The sequence below is a fragment of the Ignavigranum ruoffiae genome (assembly GCF_900110675.1).
GTDB classification, from domain to species: Bacteria; Bacillota; Bacilli; order Lactobacillales; family Aerococcaceae; genus Ignavigranum; species Ignavigranum ruoffiae.
Genome location: NZ_FOEN01000001.1, coordinates 19985 through 44547, shown reverse-complemented (window position 1 = coordinate 44547; position 24563 = coordinate 19985). Strand labels below are relative to the sequence as shown.

Genomic DNA, 24563 nt, shown 5'->3' with positions numbered 1-24563 from the left:
TTATTTGACTTCTTCAACTAAATGATGGTGAAAGGCATAAATGGTGGCTTGAGTCCGATCGCTCACTTCCAATTTAGCCAGAATATTGGATACGTGTGTCTTTACAGTCTTAAGGGTGATAAACAATTCATCGGCGATTTCCTGATTGCTCTTTCCTTGGGCAATTAACTGCAGGACTTCGATTTCTCGCCGGGTTAAATCATCATGAAGATGATGCTGATTCTCCGCATCTTGTTTGGCAATCATCTTCTGACTGACTTCAGGGCCGATAACCTGTTCACCCTGGAATGTCGAACGAATCGCTTGTGCGATTTCTTGTGCTGAAGAAGTCTTCAATAAATAGGACTTGGCGCCTGCTTCCATGGCCGGATAAACTTTCTCATCATCAATAAATGAAGTGACAATAATAATCTTTGCTTCAGGCCATTCGGCAAGAATCTTTTGTGTGGCTTCAACGCCATCCATCACATCCATGACTAAATCCATTAGAATGATATCCGGTCTTAATTCCAGCGCTTTGTGATAGCCCATCAGTCCATTCTCTGCTTCAGCAACGACTTCAATATCCGCTTGAGCCGCTAAATAGGCAGAGACTCCTAAACGAACCATTTCATGATCATCTACTAATAATACACTAATCATCTGCTACCTCCTGATTGAGATTCTTTACTTGAGTTTGGCACACTAATATCTATGACAGTTCCTTGTTGCTTACGACTGATAATCTTTAAGGTCCCACCCATATTGGTTACCCGTTCTTTAATATTCATTAAGCCATATCTTCCATGTTGATGGTTAGCCTCTGGATCAAAGCCCTGACCATCATCACGAATTTTCAAATGGACTGCATCTAAATTTTGTGAGAGATATACTTCCATCGACTGTGCTTTAGCATGTCTTAAGGTATTTGAAATAGCCTCTTGGCAAATCCGAAAGAGGTGGTCTTCAATCCCGGTTTCTAGACGAACATTGTCTAATTCCCAATGAATTTCCAAGGGAACTTTCGTTTGTAATTCAACCAGTAACTGTTCGATCCCTTCTTTAAGGGATTTATTGGAAAGCTCGACAGGTCGAAGATGGAGGAGTAAGGCACGCATTTCAGTTTGAGCATTGCCAATCACTTCTTCAATCAAGGAAATTTGCGAAAGCATAGTATTCGAGTCATCCTGACCTAATTGTTCATGGACCGCCGAAATCATCATCGTGGCCGCAAATAGTTGCTGGCTGACCGAATCATGAAGCTCTCGAGCAATCCGGTGTCGCTCATGCTCCACAATTTCTTCTCGCGTCTCTTCGCCAACAAAGATAGGGGCTGCTGATAACTCTTGTAAGTCTTTTGAATACTGGAGCATCTTATCTCTTAATTCGAGAATTTCTTCTTGTAAAGAATCATAAGGTTCGTACCAAGAATGACGATCGGTCGGCCGATTGAAAATAGCATGATGATACTTTCCTAAAGCTAACCAGTTAATCTTGGCCCGAAGTTCTTCATAGGGTGTCATCAGTTGAATGCTTAAGAGAAATGAATAAATCGCTGAAATAGCAATCAACGCAGCTAACATTAATCCAAAAACATTGAGATCAAACACTTTAAAAGCTATAAATTCTGTGAGTGTAAAGCAATCAAAAGCATAGATGGCTAAACCGATACAGACACATAAAATACTTACCGTGAAAACAAGCTGAGTTAGAAAAATGTGGAACCATAAACGCAGATTCATAAGATAATCACCTCGATATCGCCAAAAACAAGAGAAGCAATCAGATTAATCCGTCGGCTCGCAGTCGAATATTGCGGACTTAACCATTGAAAATTCTCAGCTTGTAATTGATAGCTCTGTTGTTCAAAGACTACCCGGCCTGATACCACACTGACATTAATTTTTAAAGCGACATCTTTAGGTAGTATTATCCTAGTTCGCCCATAAATTCGACGAATCACCACGGTGTGCTCTCCATCCGCCATAAAACTATTGGCGAAATCTAGAATGGTATTTCCACCCAGAAAGACCAGGTTGATGTCCTGATCATAATAGCTGTCACCCTGTTGTTCTTTCAACCACATATTGAGAGGCTTGCGAGTCATCAAGGTTCTTTGTTGACTTTGGCGGCGTACAACAACATCGTGATAGGTCATCTCCCCTTGAAAGGGATGAATCCAGCGATCACCAGAGTAAACAAATTCATGGCCATCCTCTGTTTGAAACAAAATCCAAATTAGGACAATCGCTAATATTAAAAGCCAGATCGAATGCGTAATGAAGATAGCTAAAAGAGAGAGAAAGGCGCCAAACAGTAATAAAGTCCGCTGAATGATTTTACTTTTTATAAATAAAGAAATAATGATGGTTAAAAATCCGGTCGCAAAGAGGGCTAAATATGAATACTGGGTGAATATTTCAAACAATATTAAAATCAGGCAAAAAGCGACCACCATAAAAATATTCTTTTTTAAATAGTGCATATTTTCACCCCTAATTATCCTCATTATACCATGCTTTTAAACCATGATAACCATGATTAATAAAAAAAGATGTTAATGAACGAATCATCAACATCTTTATCAGTTCAATTATAAGGCTTGTTCGACTTTGGTAATTTCTACATCAAAGCTTCCACCTGGCGTTTCAATGGTTACTTTATCACCAATTTTTTTCCCGAGTAGGGCTTGAGCAATCGGTGAATCATTTGAGATTTTAAATTCCATCGGATCGGCTTCGGCACTACCAACAATGGTGTATGATTCTTCATCACCATCTGGTAATTCCATAAAAGTAATTTTCCGTCCGAGGGTCACTTCATCGGAAGCGACGTGGCGGTCATCAATAATTTCAGCAAAACGAATCATATTTTCAAGATTAGAAATTCGACCTTCAACAAAAGCTTGTTCATCTTTAGCTGATTCATATTCTGAATTTTCTGATAAATCGCCAAATGAGCGGGCAATCTTAATGCGCTCAATAATTTCTTTACGTTTATTTACTTTTAAATCTTCTAACTCAGCTTCGAGTTTTTCTTTGCCTTCAAGTGTCATTGGGTAAACTTTTTGATCCATCTTACATTATCTCCTTTAAATTAACTTAAAATTGTTGCTATTTTTGTAGTGAGTAAATCAATGGCTACTTGATTGTAACCACCTTCAGGGACAATAATATCCGCATAACGTTTGGTTGGTTCGATAAACTGATGGTGCATCGGTTTAACGACTTCTAAATATTGATTGACTACCGAATCAACGGTCCGCCCTCTTTCTTTAATATCACGAACGATCCGGCGGGCTAAGCGGACATCATCATCCGTATCAACGTATACTTTAATGTCCATCAAATCTCGGAGACGTTCATCTTCCAACACTAGAATGCCTTCAACGATAATCACATCCCGAGGTTCTTCATGAATCACTTGATCACTACGCGTATGGAGGGCATAATCATAAACTGGTTTCTCAATCGATTGCCCTGAAATCAAATGAACTAAGTGATTATAGAACAAATCACGATCAAAAGCTAGTGGATGGTCATAATTTGTCCGAAGTCGTTCTTCGAAGGGAATCTGACTTTGGTCTTTATAATAATAATCTTGTTGAAGGAGCATGACTGAAACATCAGAAAATTGTGCTAAAATTTGTTGACTTACCGAAGATTTTCCACTTCCTGATCCTCCGGTGACTCCAATTACAATAGGTTTTTTCGGCATCGTTCTCCTCCAAACATACATTATTCCTAGTTATCATAAGGAATTCACTCACCATAATCTGTGAGTAGATTATAGCGAGTGAATTCGAGTTTAGACCTATTCAAACTCAAGCCGAAAATTAGCTCGGCTATTCTTGACTTTCTTCTTCCGACTCAGAAGCAGTTGATTCCGTCGTCTGTCTGCTGTTCACATATTCTTCCACCAAAGCTTGATGTTCTTCTAGGGTCACTGAATAATAAATATCGCCAGTATCTAGGTCAGCGACGAAATAATAATAGTCATTCCAAGTTGGATAGATAGCTGCTTCGATGGAAGTTCTACTTGGTGTATTAAAAGGCCCTGGACCTAAGCCAGTATGCTGATAAAGATTATAAGGCGAATCCACTTCAATATCTTTTAAGCTAACGAATTCTTTATGTTCACCTAAAGCATAAAGTACAGTAATATCACTTTCCAAAGGCATTTCAGCAGCTAAACGATTATAAAAAACGCCTGAAACCAGACCCCGGTCTTCAACCGTATTAGCCTCTTTTTCAATAATCGAAGCCAAGGTCAATACTTCATGGTAAGTCAAATTAGTATTCACTAAATCTTCTACATAAGATTGATAGACAAGATTAGCTGAACCCACCATATCCGTAATTAAATCATCAACTGACATCCCCGCAAAATAATCATAGGTCGCTGGAAAGATGTAGCCTTCTAAAGGATATTTAAGATCTTCATAATCCAGTAATCCCTCGAGGAAAGATGGATATTTTCCTTGTAATTGCTTAATAAAAGCTGGATCATTAGCTTTCTTTAGAAATTCTTCTTGACTAATGGCTGTTTGTTCTCCAACCATTTTGGCAATTTCTTCTAATTGCATCCCTTCGATTACGGTCAGTTTGGTATCCGCATCGACAAAGATTGGCTCGCCGCCTGCTTGTAAAGTAGCAATAACTTGGTCAGCATCCATGGCTTGTGTAAATTTATAATGACCTGCTTGTAATTCCTGATCATTATTAAACTTCAAATAATATGTAAAGATATCAGCATTTCTAATAATATTGTTGTCCGCCAAAATCTTTGCGACATCGGCTGAACCAGACCCCATTGGAATAGTAACTTCTATCGGGCTGTCTTGTTTCTTATTGACTGCTTGCAAACTATTATGAATATAAAAATAGCCAAATAAGATCAGGCTTAATGTAATCACTACGAGTGAAACAATGACCCAACGTACAATTCGGTCGGTCCACAGACGTTCTTTGACCAAGTTGTTCTCGTTTTCCTTGGCCTGCTGACGAATGATCTTTAGATTCTTTCTCGTCATAGTGCCTCCTTTATCGTACATTAATTTATTTGAAGATTATATCAAACTTTGAGGAAACTGGCTAGTTGCTTTGTTTTTATTTCTCCAAGGCTTCCTTTTAGAATATCAAGAATCCGACCTAGGCAAAGCTAGATCGGATTCTATCAGGATAGATTTGACAATTATGCCTCTTCGTCTTCTGCTAGGAAAGTATTAAGGACTTCTTCCACCATATCCCATTCAGCGTCGCTTTCAATCGGGATGAGATTACCAGAGAGTCCTTCTTCATCCTCTTCATAAGCGAAGGCTTGCAATTCAACATCTTCTTCATCCAGCGTACCTGCTGGATAAAGCAAGACATATTGTTTATTGAATTCATCTGATTCAAAAGTAAAGAGAATTTCATAAAGGGTTTCATTACCTTCTTCGTCAACCAGGGTAATGTATTCTGCTTCTTCGTGATTATGGTGATTATGTTCTGTCATCTTCGCTACTCCTTTATTTTGTTTGTCGGTCTAGATAATTTTGTAGAATCATTACTGCCGCCATTTTATCGATTACTTGCTTTCGTTTACGCCGACGAACATTTCCTTCTTGAATCAGAAAGCGCTCGGCTTGTACAGTGGTCAATCGCTCATCTTGATACTCAATCGTTAACTGAGGGAAACGTTGCTTCAATCTTTGGCCAAAAGCCAGCGAGGCTTCAGCACGGGGACCAATCGTGTTATTCATATTCTTCGGCAGCCCAATGACTACCGTTTCAATATTTTCTGTTTGTATAATTTCTGCCAACCGGTCAAAGCCAAAATCATTTTGGCTTTCATTAATACGGATGGTCTCTAATCCTTGGGCCGTCCAGCCCATTAAATCAGACAAAGCGACACCAATCGTCACCGATCCCACATCTAGGCCCATAATTCGACGATAGGCCATTATTTCTCCTCTTTATTTATGTAGAATTCAATTAATTTTTCCATAATTTCATCGCGTTCATGACGACGAATCAAATTACGCGCATCATTATGACGCGGAATATAAGCTGGATCACCAGACATTAGGTAACCCACAATTTGATTCACTGGATCGTAACCTTTTTCTTCCAAGGCTTGATATACAATTTCGAGAGTTTCTCGAACGGTGTGTTGATTTAAATCATCTAATTTAAATAATATTGTTTCGTCCAAAGACTTCATAAGCTCACCGCACCTTTCTCTAGACTATATCATACACGATTTAAGCCCATAAGAAAACATTTTTCAATTTATTCTTCTGTAAAGCTAGCAATTGTCTCGGCCACTTGGTCTAACATACTGTCAATCTTTTCGGGTGATTTACCACCGGCTTGAGCCATTTGAGGACGGCCACCTCCGCCTCCGCCGACCATCTTAGCCAACGGCTTGATTAGATCACCAGCCTTGACACCTTGGTCAATGGCCATATCATCAGCAAAGACATTTAAGACGACTTTACCTTCGTTATTAGATACCAGAATGAGCAGGTTAGATACGTTTTTTTGGCGCCATTGATCGCCTAAATTACGTAGGGATTCACTACTTTGATTATCTACTCGAGCGGCAATATAGGTCAATTCTCCGACTGTTTCTACTTGGTCAAAGATTTTGTTTGATTCTTGTTGAAGAAGTTTGGCCATTAAGCTTTGAATTTCATGATCTTGATCTTTAATTTGTTCTTGTAATTGGCTCAACCGATACAGAATTTGATCGGTTTGTCCCACTTTAAGTTGTTCTTGGATTTGCTCCAAGATAGTTTCTTCAGCACGGTAATAATCAATAGCAGCCTGACCTGTCAAAGCTTCGATTCTTCGAATTCCCGCGCCAATTCCTGATTCAGAAAGGATCTTAAAGGTCGCGATTTGTTGGGTATTATTAACATGAGTTCCCCCACATAATTCAATCGATTCGCCACCGATATTCACAACACGAACGATATCGCCATATTTTTCGCCGAAGAGGGCCATCGCTCCTAAGGCTTTAGCTTCATCAATTGGCATTTCACTAATATCTACCGGAATAGCTTGGTTAATCATCTGGTTAACATATTCACTGATGGCATCCAATTCTTCTTTAGTAACCTTACCAAAGTGCGAGAAGTCGAAACGAAGTCGATCAGGTCCTACATAAGAGCCCGCTTGGTTGGCATGAGGTCCCAAGATTTGTTTAAGTCCTTGGTGTAATAAGTGAGTCGCTGTATGATTTTGATTGGTTTTTTGACGAGCTGTCGGATCTACACGTAAAGTATAGGATTGATTCTTTAGTAAAGGCATGCTGGTCTCTTCAACTTTGTGCATAAATTGACCATTTGGCATCTTTTTGACATCTTTAATCGATGCAATTAAATCAAAGCCATCATAAAGACCACCCTGATCTGCAATTTGTCCACCCATTTCTGCATAGAATGGTGAACGATTAAATACCAACCACGCCCCTTGAGGTCCTTCATACTTATCCAATAATTGATCTTCTTGAATAATATATAAAATAGACGCATCCGTTTCCAATTGATGATAACCCACAAAATCAAAATCAGAATCAATTTCAGTTAATATAGCCGATTGAATATTCATACTTGATTCTTGACTGCGGGCATTGCGGGCACGTTCTCTTTGTTGTTCCATCTCCGCTTCGAAACCTTCCACATCGACAGTAAAACCATGGTCCACCGCCATTTCTTGGGTTAATTCCAATGGAAAACCAAAAGTATCATAAAGTGTGAAAGCTTGATCACCAGGAATTTCTTGAATACCATTCTCTTTTAACTCTGTCATTAACTCTTCGAGTTGCATTTCACCTTCTTCAATGGTTTCATGGAATCGTTCTTCTTCGGACGTTAAGACCTCTTGAACAAATTCAATCTTATCATGCAGCTCTTGATAATAGCTTCCCATAATATCGCTAATGACGGGTACCAATTTCGCCAGGAATAGACCTTGAATGCCTAAACGGCGACCATGCATCACTGAGCGACGAATTAAGCGACGAATAATGTAGCCTCGTCCTTCATTAGATGGAAGGGCCCCATCGCTAATAGCAAAGGCCACCGCACGAATGTGGTCAGCAATAACTTTAAAACTTGTTTTAATCTTCTCACTCGCTTCAGCATACTGATGGTGATCAGCCATGGATTCTAATGCCTGAATAATTGGCATAAAGAGATCCGTCTCAAAATTGGTAGGTGTATCTTGAATCACTGAAGTTAACCGTTCAAGACCTGCCCCAGTATCGACGTTCTTATGAGGTAAAGGTTGATAAGTATCATCAGGCATATGATTGAATTCTGAGAAGACTAAGTTCCAAATTTCTAACCAACGCTCATTCTCCCCGCCGGGATAATTTTCTGGATCTTCTTCTGCTAGATTGCTATACTTCGCCCCCCGATCGTAGAAAATTTCAGTATCGGGACCACAAGGACCGGCACCAATATCCCAGAAATTGTCCTCTACCGGCACTAAATGGCTCGGATCAAAACCTTCTATCGCTTCCCACAAAGCCTTAGTTTCGACATCTTCTGGATAGTAGGTCACATACAAGCGTTCAGGTTCAAAGGCTAACCATTCTTTACCCGTTAGAAATTCCCAAGCCCAAGGAATGGCTTCTTCTTTGAAATAATCACCGACAGAGAAATTCCCTAGCATTTCAAATAAAGTATGGTGACGCGCGGTAACCCCTACATTTTCAATATCGTTGGTCCGGATTGATTTTTGTGAATTGGTAATCCGTGGATTCTCTGGAACTTCACTACCATCAAAATATTTCTTTAGTGTAGCGACGCCCGAATTAATCCAAAGCAAAGTAGGGTCATTTATTGGAATTAATGACGCACTTGGTCGGACCTCATGGCCCTTGCTTTCGAAGAATTTCAACCACAAATCACGAATCTGAGCACTGGTTAATTTTTTCATTGTATCCCTCCAAAAAAATAGAACCGTTATACGCAAGGGCGATGACCGCGGTACCACCTTGCTTATAACGACTCCTGTCAATTATATCTCAATTCTATATCGCAGATAGGCGCTCTTTTTTCAAAGAGAAATGGTGAGGTAGCATTTAATTCATCGTTTCTTTCACCTAACAAAACGTCTCTAATCGTAAATTAAACATGTCCTCTTACTCTGCATTATACGCAAGCAAATCCCTTGCTGTCAATCTTTAATAAAGTATTTTTTGATGATATAAGCCACACCATTATGATTATTGCTTGGAGCAATCTCAGCAGCTATTTTCTTAAGCTCTGGATGACCATTTTCCACTACTACCGCTTTGCCACTGGTCTGTAACATCTCTAAATCATTGTAGCTGTCACCCATGCCAATAATTTCTGAAAGCTCTAAGTTTAGCAATTGAGCAATTTCCTCGATTGCCCGCCCTTTCGATACTTCTTGATGGACAATTTCTAAATAGAAGGGTTTGGAAATCGTCAAACGAGTTGCCTGACCAAAGCGTCCTGAGTAGTCTTGATAAATTTGTTGAACAATTTTGGGATCGCCAACGCCCATCATCTTAGGCAAGACGTCGTTCAATTGCTCAAAAAATTCTGCATCATAACGACAAGGCAAACCCGTTAATTCGGATTCAATCTGGGTATAGTCATTCTTCCAATTAATCACAATCTCCTGCTGGTCATAAGTTAAGCTAGCTAAAGGGCTACGATTTAGAAAGGAAATTAATGTTTCCTGGTCTTCTGGATTGAGTCCCTGTTGATAAACAACTTTCTCTCTCTTTAAATCATAAATCACTCCCCCATTGTAGGCGATGATATAGGATAATTGTTCTTTACATCCTGTCTCTTTAGCTAATTGATAGACAGAAGCTAAGGGGCGTCCACTAGCCATCACAAAATGGAATCCGGCAGATGTCATCTGTTGAATGGCACGAATATTCTGCTCTGAAATGACATTATCCGAATTTAATAAGGTATCATCGAGATCAGTGACTAACATTTTATACAAGTTTTACCCCTCCATGTTGTTACTTCGATTGGTCGCATTCTCTTTTATGAAGTTCATTTTACAATAAGCTGAAAATACGTATAATAAAGGCTGATGACTTCAAAGAAAAGAGGCTTTTCATGATCAACCGTGTCCATATTATATGCCACCCAAACTCGGGTCAAGGCCAAGGAAAGTATATTCTCAGCAAAGTTCTAGCGTACCTAGACCACTATCAAATTTTCTACCAAGTTCACCAAACAACCGCTGTTAACCAAGCTGGACTGATGGCTAAACAAATCGCCTGTCAAGTTGATTTATCGGACAACAATCATCTATTAATTATCGGCGGTGACGGGACCTTACATGACGTGGTTCAGGCATTATGGGAAATTGAGCGAATCATCCCGGTAAACTATATCCCCACCGGGACCGGCAATGATTTTGCCCGGGCTTGGCTAAAAGATCAAACCTATCAAGATGTTCTAGAAAATATGTTGTTCCATCCGCAGATTGTTAATGTACCGATTTTTACCTATGAAAATCATCTAGATCATCATACAGGAATTATTCTGAATTCCATGGGCTTTGGTTTTGATGCCGTCACTAACCGAAAAACGGGTGAATTTATGGCTACACTGAATCCCTTTCTTAAACGATTGGTCCATAAACTAAAATTAGCCTATCTTTGTGGTTTAGTTTTGAGCCTATCATCGGTTCCGAAATTTCCTCTACACTTAATCATCGACGGCAAATCGATTGCACACAAAGATGTCTCCATTGCGACAGTCGTCAACAACCCTATGCTAGGGGGCGGCATCCAAATTGACAATCTTTCCCGCGCTGACCGAGCAGAATTGGTTACCATTCTCTACCATGATATTGATTTTTCGGCGATTAAAGAACTCTTAGCCAAGGTATTCATCCATAAGAACCAAGATCGTTCAAAGCATGTGACGCGCTATGTGGCTGATTACTTGCGTTTAATCATTAAAGAACCCATTCAAGGTCAAGTAGATGGCGAAAGTTTTATCTTTCCTGAAATTGATATGACTTTCAATTTAGCGACTTATCCCTTTATCCTACCTACTCCTCGTTCTGCTTATTAGGTAAAGTTTCTACCAAGAAATCTTGCGGACAGCAATCGCCCATGCCAATCATTGGATCTATCTCTTGATAATTATCCAAGGTCAGTCGCAAATTTATCTCCGCCGAGCTTGGTGCTGAATTTGACTCCACAGTTTCTACATCATCTTGCTCGAATGCGATTGAATTCGCCTGAGTTGTCCGGTTTATAAAGACTTCTTTTAACCAAGTTTGTAAATGGGTGTGACGTTTTTCTTGCTCTTGTTGAACGGCTTTAAAGAAAGATTGAGGATTACCAATCATCACTAAAGACTTCTGCGCTCGAGTTATCGCCGTATAGAGAATATCTTTTCGTAACAATCGTGAGTATAGGTCCACTAAGGGTAGGATGACTAAATCATATTCCGAGCCTTGGGCCTTATGAATTGAAGTACAGTATGCCAGGGCCAGTTGGTCTAAATCAGATTTACGATAGACTAGCTCACGATCATCATCAAACTCAACTAGAATTTCTGGCTGTTTGGATTCTGTTTCTTTTTCAGTAAAGATTGCCGTGATATGGCCGATATCCCCGTTGAAGACCCCTTCTTCGGTATTATTAATCAATTGAATCACTTTATCCCCGCGCCGATATATATGCTCGAAATGTTCGATTTGGCGCTTTTTTTCTTGGGCAGGATTTAAAAGGTTCTGTAACATTATATTTAAGGCGTTAATGCCCGCCGGTCCTTTATACATCGGTGCTAATACTTGCAGATTATGACTATCGAACCCTTTCACATAAGCGTTGGCTACCACTTGTTCGATGACGAAACTGACTTGTTGACTGGAAGCTTGAATAAAAGCCCGGTCTGTTTGTTTGACTAAGAAATTATCAGGTAATTTGCCCTGACGAACCTGATGGGCCAGGTGGATAATTGAAGAATCTTCGGCTTGGCGATAGATTTTTTGTAGCGCAATCGTCGGAATCTGATCACTTTCAATGAGATCTTCGAAAACCTTACCTGGTCCGACTGAAGGTAACTGGTCACGATCACCAACGAGAACAATTTGCATCTGATAAGGCACCGCTTGCATCAACCAATGCATTAACCAGGTATCCACCATGGACATCTCGTCAATAATTAATAGACTCCCCTCTAATTCCTCTGTCATTGGGGCATCATCTCGACGTACCTCACGGGTATAGCCTAACATCCGATGAATCGTCATCGCCGGTAAGCCGGTGGTTTCTGACATCCGCTGAGCTGCTCGGCCAGTAGGCGCAGCGAGGAGGATGGGAAGGGCTTCTTTTTTGGCAATATATTTTTCTAAGGGGTAATCGTGTAATAAACTATGTAAGAGAATCAACCCTTTAATCAGGGTAGTCTTTCCGGTACCAGGTCCACCCGTAATAATCGAACACGGGGAATGGATAGCTAACTTGAGCGCTGCTAACTGAGATGAATCATAATCAATCCCGGTTAATTCTTTCACTTGATTTAAACACTGATCAACTTCGGCTTCTGAGTATATTTCAACATCGTTATAAGAAATATAATCTTTCAAACGATGAGCAATCCCCTTCTCAGCCAAATATAAACTGGCGATACTCAAACCCGCTTGATAACGGAATAAGCGCTCCTGATCCAAGGCCGAATTTAGCGCTTGTTCAAGTAGGTCTGAATGGATTAAAGCCGGTCGACTATTCTCTAGACGTTGACGCGCCAGTTCAAGCGCTTCTGCTTGGTCAACGAAAGTATCTCCTTCACTCAGGCATTTTTCGGCCACTACGGTATACAGCCCCGCAACTACTCGTTGCAAGGACAAAGCCTCAACCCCTAATTGTTCAGCAATCGCATCAGCCCGATTGAAACTGATCCCTTCAATTTCTTGCGCCAATTCATATGGATTTTCTTTAATAACATTTAGGGTATCCACCGTCCAACGTTGATAAATCCGCTCAGCGAGCGTGGAGCCAAAGCCCCATTGACTTAATTGAATGAAAATTCGTTCAGTCCCTTTGTAAGTTTTAAGTACTTCAAAGAGATTCGTCGCTGTCTTCTCAGACAGACCTTGAATATTTGTGAGGCAGCTGGCATCGTCGAGGATTTTATCAATGGCATCCATCCCTAACTGATCGACAATTCTTTCAGCCAGAACTTGACCCACGCCCTTAAAACGATCACTTGATAAATATTCAATCAGACCAGCCTTACTCGTAGGCGAAACTTGTTGATATCGAACCACTTGAAATTGTTCTCCGTATTTAGGATGGACAATCAAGCGACCCCAGAATTCGTAACGGGTATCCAAATGTAAAGCAGCAAATTGTCCCGTCATCACAATTTCATCAGCAGACCAGGAAGGATTCGCCGATTGATCTAGTAGAACCCGAATTACTTTATAAAAATTATTTGGATTTTCAAAATAGATAGCATCCACTTGACCAATCATTTGGATTAATTCACTTTCCACCATCGTCACCCCTCTATCCGCTCTTCATTTCTCTATTCTATCAAAGTCAAAGGTTCAGAACAAACATCGATTATTTAACAATAAGCTTAGGCCAAAATATTTAGCCGGTCGCAAACTGTGTTATATTTACAACATTTCATATATTCAAATATTTTGAAGACTATGAAAAAACCTCGACGAGCGTCCAGCTCAATCAAGGTTCTAAGAATTTAATAATCTATTATACATATTGACGTTGTTCATTGTGCATAAAGGCCGCATCAATCATACCTCCGCCCAAACATTCTTCGCCGTCATAGAAGACAACGGCTTGTCCAGGTGTTACCGCCCGAGCCGGTGAATCAATGTAGACCACGGCTTCCGTCTGATTGGTTGAAAGTTCAACTCGAACCGGTACATCTTTTTGCCGATAGCGGAATTTTGCAGTACAAGTAAAACCGCTAGGCATAGCCTGATTTTGAGTAAAATGAAGATTTGAAGCGGTTAATTTATTCGCATATAAATGATCATGATGATAGCCTTGGCCAACATAGAGCGTCCGTGAGGCTAAATCTTTGCCGATTACAAACCAAGGTTCATTCGATTTAGTCCCGCCGCCAATGCCTAAGCCGTGACGTTGACCAATTGTATAATACATCAAGCCCATATGATGGCCCTTCACTTCTCCATCCAGAGTCTTCATTTCTCCGGGTTGATTTGGGAGGTAATCAGCAAGAAATTCATTGAAATTACGTTCACCGATAAAACAGATTCCTGTTGAATCTTTCTTGTGGGCGGTCGCTAAGCCTGCTTCTTCAGCAATTTGGCGTACTTCTTTCTTTTCAAGATGACCTAGGGGGAACAGTACTTTCTGTAATTGTTCTTGCGATAATTGATTGAGGAAATAAGTCTGATCTTTATTATCGTCACTACCCCGTAACAAATGGACTTGACCCTCATTATCTCTTCGAACTTGAGCATAGTGACCCATGGCAATATAATCTGCGCCTAAATCCATAGCATAATCTAAGAAGGCTTTGAATTTGATCTCCTTATTACACATCACATCAGGATTAGGGGTCCGCCCCGCGCGATATTCACTCAAAAAATACTCAAAAACACGATTCCAATATTCTTTCTCAAAATTGACACTATAATAAGGTATACCGATTTTATCAGCAACTAAGGCCACATCATTATAATCCTCAGTGGCCGTACAAAAACCATTCTCATCGGTATCGTCCCAATTCTTCATAAACAGACCAATTACATCATAGCCTGCTTGTTTCAGTAACAATGCCGCCACAGAAGAATCCACGCCACCACTCATGCCGACGACGACTCTTTTATGTTGATTTTCTGACATGGTTCCCTCCTTTCTTAAACTACGCCTTTTACTTCACTTCTACGAGTACATTGCGATCGATAAAGCCATCAAAGATAAAATTAATCTTTTCGACTAACATGGCATTATTATCTAATTTACTCACATCAATGCGCTTCAATTCATTATGGCTCACTGTGGCAATTGATAAGCCATCTAGGTCCTTGTTAACCATCACTTTAAGAATCAAACCTTGTTTATGGTCCACATTCATATCTCTTTTATAGACATGATTTCCTGAATTTGTCTTCATAAAACCATTATCTCTTAGAGTATATGCCTTACATGCTGGACTCACTTTAAATACTCGATCGAAACCTTTCAGCTCTGCTTCTTGTTGAAATGACATGACGTTTTACTTCCTTTCCAGTATTTCTAATAATATCTTGGTAAAAGTTTTAATATCTTCCATCGTTGTTTGATAACCATAAGAGATGCGAATGCTTTGATGCCAGCGATCACTCTGATCGGGATAATAAGCTTGTAAAACTGGGCTATCGGATACTGAGCCAGCTGAACAAGCAGATCCAGCTGAAACATAAATGTCCTTTAAATCTAATTGGATCAAAATTTGACTAGCTTCACGTCCAGGCAACCAAAGATTCAAAATATGATCAACTTTATCTGTCTCCACCCCATTCACTTCAAAGAGAATACCCTGTTCCGTCAAGGTGTCAACGATATATGTAGAATAGGTGTGGGCCTGTTTATTGGCCTGGTCTTGTTCCTTTGTAGATAAGGAAAGAGCGTGCACCATCCCTCGTATATAGGGTAAATTTTCGGTTCCAGAACGTAATTTTGCTTCTTGACCGCCACCGAACAATAAGGGTTTTAAGATCATCCGTTCATCCCATGGCCGATAAACTAAGAAGCCGATGCCCTTAGGACCGGCAAATTTATGAGCAGAGCCAACAAAACTCGTACAGTACTCTGCTACATCCTCTGTTGACAGATGCCCCATCATCTGAACCGTATCGACATGAAACCAAGGTATATTGTGTTCGCGAGCCGCTAAACCAAGATCTTTAATCGGTAAGCGAGTCCCTAATTCATTGTTAATTGCCATAGCAACCCAGCCAATCGTATCTGAGCTACTCGCAGCGATAAAATCATTGACTGTATAATTTCCTGCTGTATTAGGCTTCAAATAGGTCACGCGAAATCCATCCTGTTCTAAATGCTTTAGTACTTCAGAAACGGAAGGATGCTCAATAGCTGTCGCTACAATGTGTTGGCCAAAACCTAATTGCCGTGCTTGTTCAGCTTGTTGACGGAGGGCCCAATTATTAGCTTCTGTTGCTCCAGAGGTGAAATATATTTCATTCGCTGAGACACCTAATAGCTGAGCCATCTCTTCGCGAGCTTGCCTTAATTTTTGTTTGCTTTTTTTACCAATTTGATAAATTGAAGAAGGATTTCCATATTCTTCTTGTAAACTATGTTGAATCAATTCGATGACTTCTGGTCGAATCGGATTGGTTGCCGCGTAATCTAAATATATCATAATAGCCTCCTCCGTGATTACTAAGCCTATCCTACCATAAATTTGAAATATATTTAGTAGAAAAAAGATCCAAAAGGACCTTTACTCGTTTGAATCGACATAGTATATCATCTTTATCAATTAAATACTAGTCTTTTGTGAAAATTACGAACGAATGTGCGGATATTTCTGCTTATTCAGTTAAATGGTGTTTTAATCGTGTTTGACTTTTTATCGTGTTCAGAAATTCTATGCTATAATTTATTATTGAAAGAAATGAAACTTGCTAATCAAGGAGGGATTAAGTGCAAGAACCCTTAGCATATCGTATGCGTCCTCAGAATATTGATCAAGTCATTGGTCAACAACATCTGGTCGGATCAGGTAAGATCATTCGTCGGATGGTCGATGCCAACCGTCTCTCATCGATGATTCTCTATGGTCCTCCTGGGACTGGTAAAACCAGCATCGCTGCCGCTATTGCTGGGTCCACTCACCTCGCTTTTAGAACTTTAAACGCTGCCACCGATTCGAAGAAAGATATTGAAATTGTAGTCGAAGAAGCCAAAATGTCGGGGAGTGTCATCCTACTCTTAGATGAAATCCATCGGCTTAATAAGGTTAAACAAGATTATCTTCTCCCCCATCTCGAGAACGGACGGATTATCTTAATTGGCGCTACCACTGAAAATCCCTATATCGCCATCAATCCTGCTATTCGTAGTCGGCTACAAATATTTCAAGTTCATCCTCTTAGCCCTGAAGATATTAAGATTGGATTGCAAAGAGCTTTGGCCGATTCAGAAAGAGGTATGGGGCAATATTCGGTGGATATTTCTGAAGAAGTGCTGAATCATTTCGCCCATGTCAGTCAAGGTGATCTACGTTCGGCTTTGAATGCCCTTGAATTAGCGATTCTCTCGACCCAAGCCAATGACCAAGGAATGATTGTCATTGATCAAGAAGTGGCTGAAGAAAGTTTGCAACATAAGCGGATGGCCCACGATAAAGATGGCGATGCTCATTATGATGTGATTTCGGCTTTACAAAAGTCGATTCGCGGTAGTGATGTCGATGCAGCTATTTATTACCTGGCAGTCCTCCTTGAAGCTGGAGAATTATTAATTGCCTGTCGACGCTTATTAGTCATCGCCTTTGAAGACATTGGTTTAGCTAATCCAGCAGCCGCTCAGCGAACTGTGGCCGCAGTAGAAACCGCAGAAAAATTAGGTCTCCCAGAAGCTAGAATCCCTCTAGCTTTTGCGACAGTGGAACTGGCTTTAAGTCCCAAATCAAATACCAGCTATCGGGCCATTAACACCGCCATGGCAGATATTCAAGCGGGTCACTATGGCCCCGTACCGGAACACCTGCGAGATGCTTCCTATCAAGGAGCCAAAAAATTGGGACGAGGCATTGATTATAAATATCCCCATGATTATCCTGGCCACTATGTAGATCAACAATATTTGCCAGATGCTTTAAAAGATAAACAATATTTTAAAGCTGATCCCACGGCTAATTATGAGGCGGCTCTGCTAAAGATTTATCAGAATATTCAACAGAAACAAGCCAAAGACCAAACGTAATGATAGCCCTTACAAGGCGACACTATCAATCTTTGTTCTACTTGCTTGAGCAAAAAAACTTGCAAAGCAGACAAATTGTGCTATAATACAACCATAGAAAGTTGTCTGCGGTGTACGAGAGACACGTATTGTGTGGACCGAACAATTATTCTTATCTTGGGATCCTATGATCGAGTAACTATGACAAGCCTTTTACACTTGGACGTCAGAAACTACTTGTGGGGAGCCCACCTGTATATACATACAGGTTCAAGACATATGTGTTAAGAAACGGCACTACCGGATAACTTTACTAGTCGGCTTCGGCCGACTTTTTTGCTTGTTTGTCTAAATTCTCCGAATCACTTAGACTGATTTGAAGAAATTAACGTAAATTAACGGAATTTACGATTCCTATACCAAGCAACTTCAAGTAATTTAAGACTAAATAAGGCCAATATCCATTGAATTTTTAGGATTAAAGTCTAAAATAATTAGTAGAATATCCCTGAAAGGTAGGAACATATGAATATCATCTGGATTGCCCTTCCATTGACCTGTTTAATAATATCAGCGAGTCTCTTTCTTTACAAAAAAACATTGATGGATTATGTCGGTGCCCAGCATTTTCAAGTGATCCTGCTTTTTTCAGTAACCTTATTTATCTATGGCCTACTTGGTCTAGCTATTTTCTTTTACCAGCAACTTATTTTCTTACTCATATGGTTGCTATTTATGCTTCTATTACTTGGCTTTATTTATTATGTATTCAAAAAATTACACTTAGAACATCAGCAAAATCAAAAGAATGAGCATCAATAATTCATCCTGTCGACAATTTTAATAATACTGATGCAAAATTAATTTCAAATCGGTTTGATGATTTATACATAGAAGTATAGATATCTATGAACGAATAATAAACCTCGGGAAAATATTTGGTTTTCCTGAGGTTTTTCTCTATTATATGACTTTAATTCGCTGACTTTCTGCGCATTTTGAATAAACTTTAATTAATAATCAACACGCGATCCTCTTGATCTACTTCTACTAATTCAACTTGAACACGTTCAGATTGTGAAGTCGGAATATTCTTACCGACAAAGTCAGCTCGGATTGGCAATTCACGATGCCCCCGATCGACCAAGACTGCTAGTTGAATTAAATCCGGACGTGAATGTTCTAGTATCGCATCCATCGCTGCTCTTACCGTTCGGCCAGTAAATAGGACATCATCCACGATGACGGTCTTCTTGCCAGTCAATCGAGTATCCCAATGAACTGGTTTAACTAGAGGATCTGCCGACTTCTTAGTTAAGTCATCCCGATAAAAAGTGATATCCACTACTTCAATAGGAACTTTTACCCCATCAATATCGAAGATTTTATTTTGTAAACGTTGAGCCAAATATTCTCCCCGTGTTTTCACACCTAATAAGACCAAATCGTCAGCTGATTTATTTCTTTCGAGTATCTCATGAGCAATCCGTTTCAGCGTCCGATCCATGGCACTCGCGTCCATTAATTCATTTGCTCCCATAAATTCACCTCATATTCTTTCCCCATTATACCAAAAAAACAAGGCTAAACAATGAGCTATCTGAGCTGTTTTGTCCAGCAAAATAGTTAACGCTCACGTTCAGCCTTGGCTTAATATAAGTAATTAGAAATATGTAGAAAGAATTAGGACACCCAGACAGATGGCAATAATCACTACCACAAATTTTCTTAAGAATTTCCACCAGACGGTGACATCAATATGGGCTAAAGAAAGAGCTGCCATCATGATGACACTAGAAGGAGTAATTAAACCGATAATCCCTAAAGCAGTATGATAAGCAGTAATCACTGTATCCGCACCTACACCGGCAAATTCACCAAGCGGGCCTAAGAGTCCCATGGTTGAACCCGCCAAACTTGAAGAACCTGAAATCAAGAAGGACATCCCACAATAGAAGAAATATGTAATGGTAATAAAGACTTGTTGCGAAAGTCCTTGTAAGGCTCCTTCACCCCAGTGAAGCACCGTCGCAGTGATTTGACCATTATTCATCACCACTTGAATTCCCCGAGATACCGCACAGATAATAGCTACTCCTGTCATATCATTACATCCAGCAATAAATGCGCTAATAAATTCATCTTCACTAAAGCGGTAATAAACGCCAATAATTAAGGCTGACACAAAGAATAAGGCCGTAATTTCATCCAAATACCATTGTCCAATTGGCGTCATATGTTTAAAGATAATTTCTAAACCTGGGGTATTGGCTAGCACATTGTTAATATCGGTAAAAATAGTAATGCCAAATTTCTCCCAAGGAATCAATCCGACAATCATTAAAACAAACGTTACCATAAAGATGCGAATTACAACCTTTTGTTTGGCATTCATCGGTTTGATATCTTCTGGAACTTTAAACTCTTCTAAATCATTGGCCAAATTATCATAGACTAAGGAATTTTTCGGATCCTTCTTAACTTTTCCAGCATAATCATAGACAAACCAAATCGTATAACCCACGGTTAGAATAAAGATTAAGACCCGCCAACCGATCCCTTCGGCCATGTTAATGCCAGCAATATCGGATGCAATACCGACAGCAAATGGATTGACCGTCGAAGCCAGACAGCCGATGCCTGATCCCAGTAAGATGACCGCAATCGCTGTAAGGCTATCGAAGCCCACACTGACCATAACTGGAATTAATAATGGATAAAAGACCATGGTTTCTTCTGCCATCCCATATGTAGATCCGCCAAGGGCGAAAAGAATCATCAAAATCGGAATCAGATATTGCTCTTTGCCTTCGTATTTGGTAATAATTGATTTAATGCCGGCATTGATCGCCCCTGTTTTATTGACAATCCCGAGGAAACCACCGATCATCAAAATAAAGAACGCTACCCCAATGGCTGGTAGAGGATTCTTCTCGCCGCCGACCATCCCATAAACTGGTGACAAGAAAATATCCCATATACTCTGAGGATTTGACTCAATGACCTGATAAGTTCCCGCTATATATTGACCACTCTCATTGACATCATATTTTCCTGCTGGAATGAGCCAAGTGACAATAGCCACAATAATAATAAGAATAAATAAGATCGAAAATGCGGAGGGAATCCTAAATTTTTTCTTTTTGGTCTTTTCCATGAAACTACCTCTTTCTAATGAACTAACTTCAATATAAAGCGTTTTCATTAGCGTGTCAATAGGCTTATAGAGAGAAAACAATTATGATGTTTCCTCTCATAATCAAATGCCTATTTCATTGGCTTTGTTTCAGGTTAATTATAATTCCTCATCAAATTCTTACATCCAGGCAGATTACTGCGCTAAATCTTGTGCGGCCAGTGAACATTATTTTCTGCCAGTTTGATAATGACTTCAATCGCTTTATTCATTTCATCGACTGAGAGGAATTCATAGCGACCATGGAAATTATAGCCACCGGTAAACATATTAGGACAAGGTAGTCCCATATAGGATAATTGAGCCCCATCAGATCCTCCTCGGATCGGTTTAATGTCAGGTTCAACACCGACATCACGCATCGATTGAGCTAACATATCAATAATTCCCATCATCGGTTCAATTTTCTCGCGCATATTATAATAAGAATCTTCAAATTCCAATTCAATAATGTCACCGTATTTATTATTGAGGAAGTCTACGATCGATTGTAAAAAGTCTTTCTTTGCCTTAAATTTATTTAAATCATGGTCGCGAATAATGTAGTCCATCTCAGCGGAATCCACAGACCCTTGAATAATGTCTAACATAAAGAAACCTTCATAATTCTCCGTATACTCAGGCTTCTGTTCAACTGGCAACATACTTTCAATTTCTAAAGCTACTCTCAATGCATTAATTAATATGTTTTTAGCTGAACCTGGATGGACACTCTTACCTTGAATCGAAATATGGGCTGAAGCGGCATTAAAGTTCTCATATTCCATCCCACCAATCGCTCCACCATCAACAGTGTATGCAAAATCAGCGGCGAATTTCTCGACATTGAAGCGTTCAGGTCCCCGACCAATTTCTTCATCGGGAGTAATCGCTAAACGAATATCCCCATGAGGAATTTCGGGATGCCTTAATAAATGTTCGGCCACGGCTAATAAGATGACAATCCCAGCTTTGTTATCTGCTCCCAATAAACTCGTTCCATCGGTAGTAATCAGGGTGTGTCCGAGTACATTTTTGAGTTGAGGAAATTCCTTCTCGCTAATAGAGAACTGATCATTTAAGCGAATATCTCCCCCACTATATTCGACGATTTGCGGATGATCACATTTTCCGCCTAATTCCAGTGCGGTATCCAAATGACAAATTAAACCGAAAGTCGGCACCCCTTCAACATTGGCCGGAATGGTTGCAAATAAATAACCATGTTCATCTAAATTAATATCTTGTATGCCAATCTCTTTCAAATCTTCAACAACCATCTTTGCTAAAGTTAACTGCCCTGGTGATGAGGGACAAGTCCGAGCAGCTGGATTTGCTTGCGTATCCACACCCACATATCTAAAAAATCGTTCTAAGTTCTTATCCACAATAATCCTCCTTATATAAACCCTAATGTAAAAATTCAGTGACTCTTTATATGAAACGCTTCCATTGCAAGTATACGGATTACTTTATTGAATAGCAATAGTCGTCTTCTTAAAAACTGATCTCAGCTAGATTATTTAGAATCTTGTAAGCGATCACAAAAACAGGTATACTTTGTATAAGATTTATAGAGATAAGGAGATAATTATGGCTTTAGCAAAACGTGAAGATTTACCCATTGAACTTACCTGGGACCTCAGTCATTTGTATCCAGACCAAAATGCCTTTGAAACTGATGTCGCTCGCTTAAAAAACGGCTTAAATGACTTTCAGAATAAGTACCAAGGAAAGATTGATTCAAGTCTGGTAGCAAGTCAAGCTATTTTAGATTTGGAACAATTAACGATTCTTTCGAATTGGACCCAATCTTATGGCTTCTTAGCTTATTCAGTGGATCGCACCCAAGAAATTAATGAAAAAAATGTTATTCTGGCTGATGAGCTTGGAGAACTATTCCAACAGAAGACTGCCTTCTTTATGCCAGAATTATTAAGCCAAAATTCAAATATTCTTCAAGAATTAAGACTACTGCCCGAAATGAAACCTTTTGTTGCTTATATCGATCAGTTAGAACGACAACGGCCACATTTGTTTGATGCCCATACCGAAAGTATCCTCGGTGCCCTGTCCGGAACCCTCTTTGGCCAAGAAAAAATCTTCTCCAGCATCAAATTTGAAGATTTGACCTTCGAAGATTTCCAAGCAGATGGACAAAGTTATCAAAATTCCTTCCCAGCCTTTGAAGGAAACTTTGAAACACATTCAAGCATTGAAGTACGTCATCAATCCTGGAAATCCTTTCATCAAGGTCTAGCCAAATATCAACACACCGCTGCTAGAAACTACATTAACTTAGTTCAAACCCATAAAAAAATGGCGACACTCCGAGGTTTTGATTCGGTATTTGACTATTTATTAGATAATCAACAAGTCTCTCAAGCAACCTATCATCGAATTATTGATACCTTAATGGATGAATGGGCGCCGGTAATGCGTCGCTTTGCCAAAATGATGGCCAAAGAACATGGTTTGGCAAAAATATCTTTAGCAGATATTAAGGCTTCGTTCTCTCAGGATGAAGTAGCCGAAGTTACTGTTGAAAAGGCTCGTCAACTGGTTCAGAATGCGCTGAAACCATTGGGCCAAACTCACAATCAAATTATTAGCCAGGCTTTTGCTGATCGATGGATTGACTATCCAATGAATCAAACTAAATCTACCGGTGGCTTCTGTGCTTCTCCTTATCAAAAACCATCCTATATCTTATTGAACTGGACTGGTTTGCTAAATGAAGCGCTTGTCTTAGCTCATGAGCTCGGCCATGCCGGTCATTTTAGTTTAAGTGCTCAGCATCAAGCTCATCTGGTCAATGAACCAAGCATGTTCTTTGTCGAAGCTCCTTCAACTTGTAATGAAGTGATTACCTGTCAATACTTATTAAACCAGCCACTCAATAATAAAGAAAAACGGGCCTTAATCGCAAGTTTTATTCAAAGCACTTACTACCACAATATGGTCACTCACTTACTCGAAGCAGTATATCAACGAAAAGTCTATCAGGCAGTAGATCGTGGTGAATTACTGAATGCAGACCGCTTGAATCAATTCTTCCGTGAAAGCTTGGAAGAATTCTGGGCTGGTGCCGTTGAAATTAATGAAGGTGCTGAATTAACTTGGATGCGTCAACCACATTACTTTGATGGACTGTACTCCTATACCTATTCAGCTGGTTTAGCCATCGGTACCCAAGTCGGCCAACGCATTGCAAATTATGACCAAGCAGCGATAGACGCCTGGTTGAATGTATTGAAATTAGGCGGCAGTCAAATGCCAATCGAATTAGCTAAATTAGCCGGTGTAGACTTGACGACGACTGAACCGCTTAAGCAAGCCATTCAATATGTGAGTCAACTCTTAGACCAAATTGAAAGCTTAGTTTAAATTTAAACAAATAACCGATATTTTCAAGCATGAACGGTAAAAATAAAGTCTTGATAGTTTACAAGAATAGAAGATGATAAACATTAAGATCGCCTGTCTACTAAAATAA

Annotated in this window: 22 protein-coding genes and 1 other RNA gene; 5 read left to right on the top strand and 18 right to left on the bottom strand. The window is 39.8% G+C overall.

Annotation, left to right across the window (positions count from 1 at the left end; genetic code table 11):
- From BMX34_RS00200 to BMX34_RS00150, 11 genes are all read right to left on the bottom strand, one after another.
- Window positions 1–642: a response regulator transcription factor gene (locus BMX34_RS00200; protein WP_092569564.1), complete on the bottom strand. Its 642-nt coding sequence runs from the start codon at window positions 640–642 to the stop codon at window positions 1–3.
- Window positions 639–1721, bottom strand: coding sequence for a sensor histidine kinase (locus BMX34_RS00195; protein WP_092569562.1), 1083 nt, complete (start codon window positions 1719–1721; stop codon window positions 639–641). Before BMX34_RS00195 ends, BMX34_RS00200 begins: the two co-directional genes overlap by 4 nt.
- Complete coding sequence (gene liaF / locus BMX34_RS00190) at window positions 1718–2464, bottom strand: cell wall-active antibiotics response protein LiaF (protein WP_159428797.1); 747 nt, start codon at window positions 2462–2464, stop codon at window positions 1718–1720. The genes BMX34_RS00195 and liaF overlap by 4 nt, the downstream gene beginning before the upstream one ends.
- A gap of 108 nt (window positions 2465–2572) precedes the next feature.
- On the bottom strand, window positions 2573–3055 hold the full coding sequence (greA, locus tag BMX34_RS00185) for a transcription elongation factor GreA (protein ID WP_092569558.1): 483 nt from the start codon (window positions 3053–3055) through the stop codon (window positions 2573–2575).
- 20 nt (window positions 3056–3075) lie between these two features.
- Complete coding sequence (udk, locus tag BMX34_RS00180; protein ID WP_092569557.1) at window positions 3076–3696, bottom strand: uridine kinase; 621 nt, start codon at window positions 3694–3696, stop codon at window positions 3076–3078.
- 127 nt (window positions 3697–3823) lie between these two features.
- On the bottom strand, window positions 3824–5011 hold the full coding sequence (gene mltG / locus BMX34_RS00175) for an endolytic transglycosylase MltG (protein ID WP_092569554.1): 1188 nt from the start codon (window positions 5009–5011) through the stop codon (window positions 3824–3826).
- A 161-nt stretch (window positions 5012–5172) separates the two neighbouring features.
- Entirely contained in the window at window positions 5173–5475 is a 303-nt protein-coding gene (locus tag BMX34_RS00170; RefSeq protein WP_092569552.1) for a DUF1292 domain-containing protein, read from the bottom strand.
- Between the two features lie 13 nt (window positions 5476–5488).
- Window positions 5489–5923: a Holliday junction resolvase RuvX gene (gene ruvX, locus BMX34_RS00165; RefSeq protein WP_092569550.1), complete on the bottom strand. Its 435-nt coding sequence runs from the start codon at window positions 5921–5923 to the stop codon at window positions 5489–5491.
- Window positions 5923–6183 carry an IreB family regulatory phosphoprotein gene (locus BMX34_RS00160; RefSeq protein WP_092569548.1) on the bottom strand — a complete coding sequence of 87 codons (261 nt, stop codon included), beginning with the start codon at window positions 6181–6183 and terminating at the stop codon, window positions 5923–5925. Before BMX34_RS00160 ends, ruvX begins: the two co-directional genes overlap by 1 nt.
- Window positions 6184–6251: 68 nt before the next feature.
- On the bottom strand, window positions 6252–8909 hold the full coding sequence (gene alaS / locus BMX34_RS00155; protein ID WP_092569546.1) for an alanine--tRNA ligase: 2658 nt from the start codon (window positions 8907–8909) through the stop codon (window positions 6252–6254).
- Window positions 8910–9149: 240 nt separating this feature from the next.
- On the bottom strand, window positions 9150–9947 hold the full coding sequence (locus BMX34_RS00150) for a Cof-type HAD-IIB family hydrolase (RefSeq protein WP_234971656.1): 798 nt from the start codon (window positions 9945–9947) through the stop codon (window positions 9150–9152).
- Window positions 9948–10075: 128 nt separating this feature from the next.
- On the opposite strand from BMX34_RS00150, the gene BMX34_RS00145 reads away from it, so the two are divergent.
- Window positions 10076–11044, top strand: coding sequence for a diacylglycerol/lipid kinase family protein (locus tag BMX34_RS00145; RefSeq protein ID WP_092569542.1), 969 nt, complete (start codon window positions 10076–10078; stop codon window positions 11042–11044).
- Here BMX34_RS00145 and recD2 read toward each other — a convergent pair.
- The 4 genes from recD2 to BMX34_RS00125 all read right to left on the bottom strand — a co-directional run bounded on the left by recD2 (window position 11022) and on the right by BMX34_RS00125 (window position 16345).
- The gene (recD2, locus tag BMX34_RS00140; protein ID WP_092569540.1) at window positions 11022–13481 is read right to left on the bottom strand and encodes an SF1B family DNA helicase RecD2; all 2460 of its coding nucleotides are present in this window, start codon (window positions 13479–13481) and stop codon (window positions 11022–11024) included. The two genes, BMX34_RS00145 and recD2, sit on opposite strands and share 23 nt — an antisense overlap.
- A gap of 217 nt (window positions 13482–13698) precedes the next feature.
- Window positions 13699–14823, bottom strand: a complete 1125-nt coding sequence (mnmA, locus tag BMX34_RS00135) for a tRNA 2-thiouridine(34) synthase MnmA (protein ID WP_092569538.1) — start codon at window positions 14821–14823, stop codon at window positions 13699–13701.
- Between the two features lie 28 nt (window positions 14824–14851).
- The gene (locus BMX34_RS00130; protein WP_092569535.1) at window positions 14852–15190 is read right to left on the bottom strand and encodes a cysteine desulfurase; all 339 of its coding nucleotides are present in this window, start codon (window positions 15188–15190) and stop codon (window positions 14852–14854) included.
- 6 nt (window positions 15191–15196) lie between these two features.
- Window positions 15197–16345, bottom strand: a complete 1149-nt coding sequence (locus tag BMX34_RS00125; RefSeq protein WP_092569533.1) for a cysteine desulfurase family protein — start codon at window positions 16343–16345, stop codon at window positions 15197–15199.
- 284 nt (window positions 16346–16629) lie between these two features.
- On the opposite strand from BMX34_RS00125, the gene BMX34_RS00120 reads away from it, so the two are divergent.
- The 3 genes from BMX34_RS00120 (at window position 16630) to BMX34_RS00110 (ending at window position 18714) form a co-directional block, all read left to right on the top strand.
- Complete coding sequence (locus BMX34_RS00120; RefSeq protein ID WP_092569531.1) at window positions 16630–17913, top strand: replication-associated recombination protein A; 1284 nt, start codon at window positions 16630–16632, stop codon at window positions 17911–17913.
- Window positions 17914–18012: 99 nt separating this feature from the next.
- Window positions 18013–18203, top strand: a non-coding RNA gene (ssrS, locus tag BMX34_RS00115) — 6S RNA.
- A 214-nt stretch (window positions 18204–18417) separates the two neighbouring features.
- Window positions 18418–18714, top strand: coding sequence for a hypothetical protein (locus tag BMX34_RS00110; protein ID WP_092569529.1), 297 nt, complete (start codon window positions 18418–18420; stop codon window positions 18712–18714).
- A 187-nt stretch (window positions 18715–18901) separates the two neighbouring features.
- Here BMX34_RS00110 and pyrR read toward each other — a convergent pair whose 3' ends face one another.
- The 3 genes from pyrR to pepT form a co-directional block, all read right to left on the bottom strand.
- Complete coding sequence (gene pyrR / locus BMX34_RS00105) at window positions 18902–19432, bottom strand: bifunctional pyr operon transcriptional regulator/uracil phosphoribosyltransferase PyrR (RefSeq protein WP_092569528.1); 531 nt, start codon at window positions 19430–19432, stop codon at window positions 18902–18904.
- A 123-nt stretch (window positions 19433–19555) separates the two neighbouring features.
- Window positions 19556–21049, bottom strand: a complete 1494-nt coding sequence (locus BMX34_RS00100) for a YfcC family protein (protein ID WP_092569526.1) — start codon at window positions 21047–21049, stop codon at window positions 19556–19558.
- A 182-nt stretch (window positions 21050–21231) separates the two neighbouring features.
- Window positions 21232–22455, bottom strand: a complete 1224-nt coding sequence (gene pepT, locus BMX34_RS00095) for a peptidase T (protein WP_092569524.1) — start codon at window positions 22453–22455, stop codon at window positions 21232–21234.
- 205 nt (window positions 22456–22660) lie between these two features.
- Between pepT and pepF the strand changes: the two genes are divergently transcribed.
- Window positions 22661–24454, top strand: a complete 1794-nt coding sequence (gene pepF, locus BMX34_RS00090; RefSeq protein ID WP_092569522.1) for an oligoendopeptidase F — start codon at window positions 22661–22663, stop codon at window positions 24452–24454.
- Window positions 24455–24563 lie beyond the last annotated feature (109 nt).

What these genes read in the sequence shown, in the direction of transcription:
- recD2 (WP_092569540.1), bottom strand. Translation starts at nt 13,481, where the DNA reads ATGGTGGAAAGTGAATTAATCCAAATGATTGGTCAAGTGGATGCTATC.
- BMX34_RS00130 (WP_092569535.1), bottom strand. Translation starts at nt 15,190, where the DNA reads ATGTCATTTCAACAAGAAGCAGAGCTGAAAGGTTTCGATCGAGTATTT.
- BMX34_RS00100 (WP_092569526.1), bottom strand. Translation starts at nt 21,049, where the DNA reads ATGGAAAAGACCAAAAAGAAAAAATTTAGGATTCCCTCCGCATTTTCG.
- greA (WP_092569558.1), bottom strand. Translation starts at nt 3,055, where the DNA reads ATGGATCAAAAAGTTTACCCAATGACACTTGAAGGCAAAGAAAAACTC.
- BMX34_RS00145 (WP_092569542.1), top strand. Translation starts at nt 10,076, where the DNA reads ATGATCAACCGTGTCCATATTATATGCCACCCAAACTCGGGTCAAGGC.
- BMX34_RS00125 (WP_092569533.1), bottom strand. Translation starts at nt 16,345, where the DNA reads ATGATATATTTAGATTACGCGGCAACCAATCCGATTCGACCAGAAGTC.
- pepF (WP_092569522.1), top strand. Translation starts at nt 22,661, where the DNA reads ATGGCTTTAGCAAAACGTGAAGATTTACCCATTGAACTTACCTGGGAC.
- BMX34_RS00160 (WP_092569548.1), bottom strand. Translation starts at nt 6,183, where the DNA reads ATGAAGTCTTTGGACGAAACAATATTATTTAAATTAGATGATTTAAAT.
- alaS (WP_092569546.1), bottom strand. Translation starts at nt 8,909, where the DNA reads ATGAAAAAATTAACCAGTGCTCAGATTCGTGATTTGTGGTTGAAATTC.
- mltG (WP_092569554.1), bottom strand. Translation starts at nt 5,011, where the DNA reads ATGACGAGAAAGAATCTAAAGATCATTCGTCAGCAGGCCAAGGAAAAC.
- ruvX (WP_092569550.1), bottom strand. Translation starts at nt 5,923, where the DNA reads ATGGCCTATCGTCGAATTATGGGCCTAGATGTGGGATCGGTGACGATT.
- udk (WP_092569557.1), bottom strand. Translation starts at nt 3,696, where the DNA reads ATGCCGAAAAAACCTATTGTAATTGGAGTCACCGGAGGATCAGGAAGT.
- BMX34_RS00195 (WP_092569562.1), bottom strand. Translation starts at nt 1,721, where the DNA reads ATGAATCTGCGTTTATGGTTCCACATTTTTCTAACTCAGCTTGTTTTC.
- BMX34_RS00110 (WP_092569529.1), top strand. Translation starts at nt 18,418, where the DNA reads ATGAATATCATCTGGATTGCCCTTCCATTGACCTGTTTAATAATATCA.
- BMX34_RS00200 (WP_092569564.1), bottom strand. Translation starts at nt 642, where the DNA reads ATGATTAGTGTATTATTAGTAGATGATCATGAAATGGTTCGTTTAGGA.
- BMX34_RS00150 (WP_234971656.1), bottom strand. Translation starts at nt 9,947, where the DNA reads ATGTTAGTCACTGATCTCGATGATACCTTATTAAATTCGGATAATGTC.
- liaF (WP_159428797.1), bottom strand. Translation starts at nt 2,464, where the DNA reads ATGCACTATTTAAAAAAGAATATTTTTATGGTGGTCGCTTTTTGCCTG.
- pyrR (WP_092569528.1), bottom strand. Translation starts at nt 19,432, where the DNA reads ATGGGAGCAAATGAATTAATGGACGCGAGTGCCATGGATCGGACGCTG.
- mnmA (WP_092569538.1), bottom strand. Translation starts at nt 14,823, where the DNA reads ATGTCAGAAAATCAACATAAAAGAGTCGTCGTCGGCATGAGTGGTGGC.
- BMX34_RS00170 (WP_092569552.1), bottom strand. Translation starts at nt 5,475, where the DNA reads ATGACAGAACATAATCACCATAATCACGAAGAAGCAGAATACATTACC.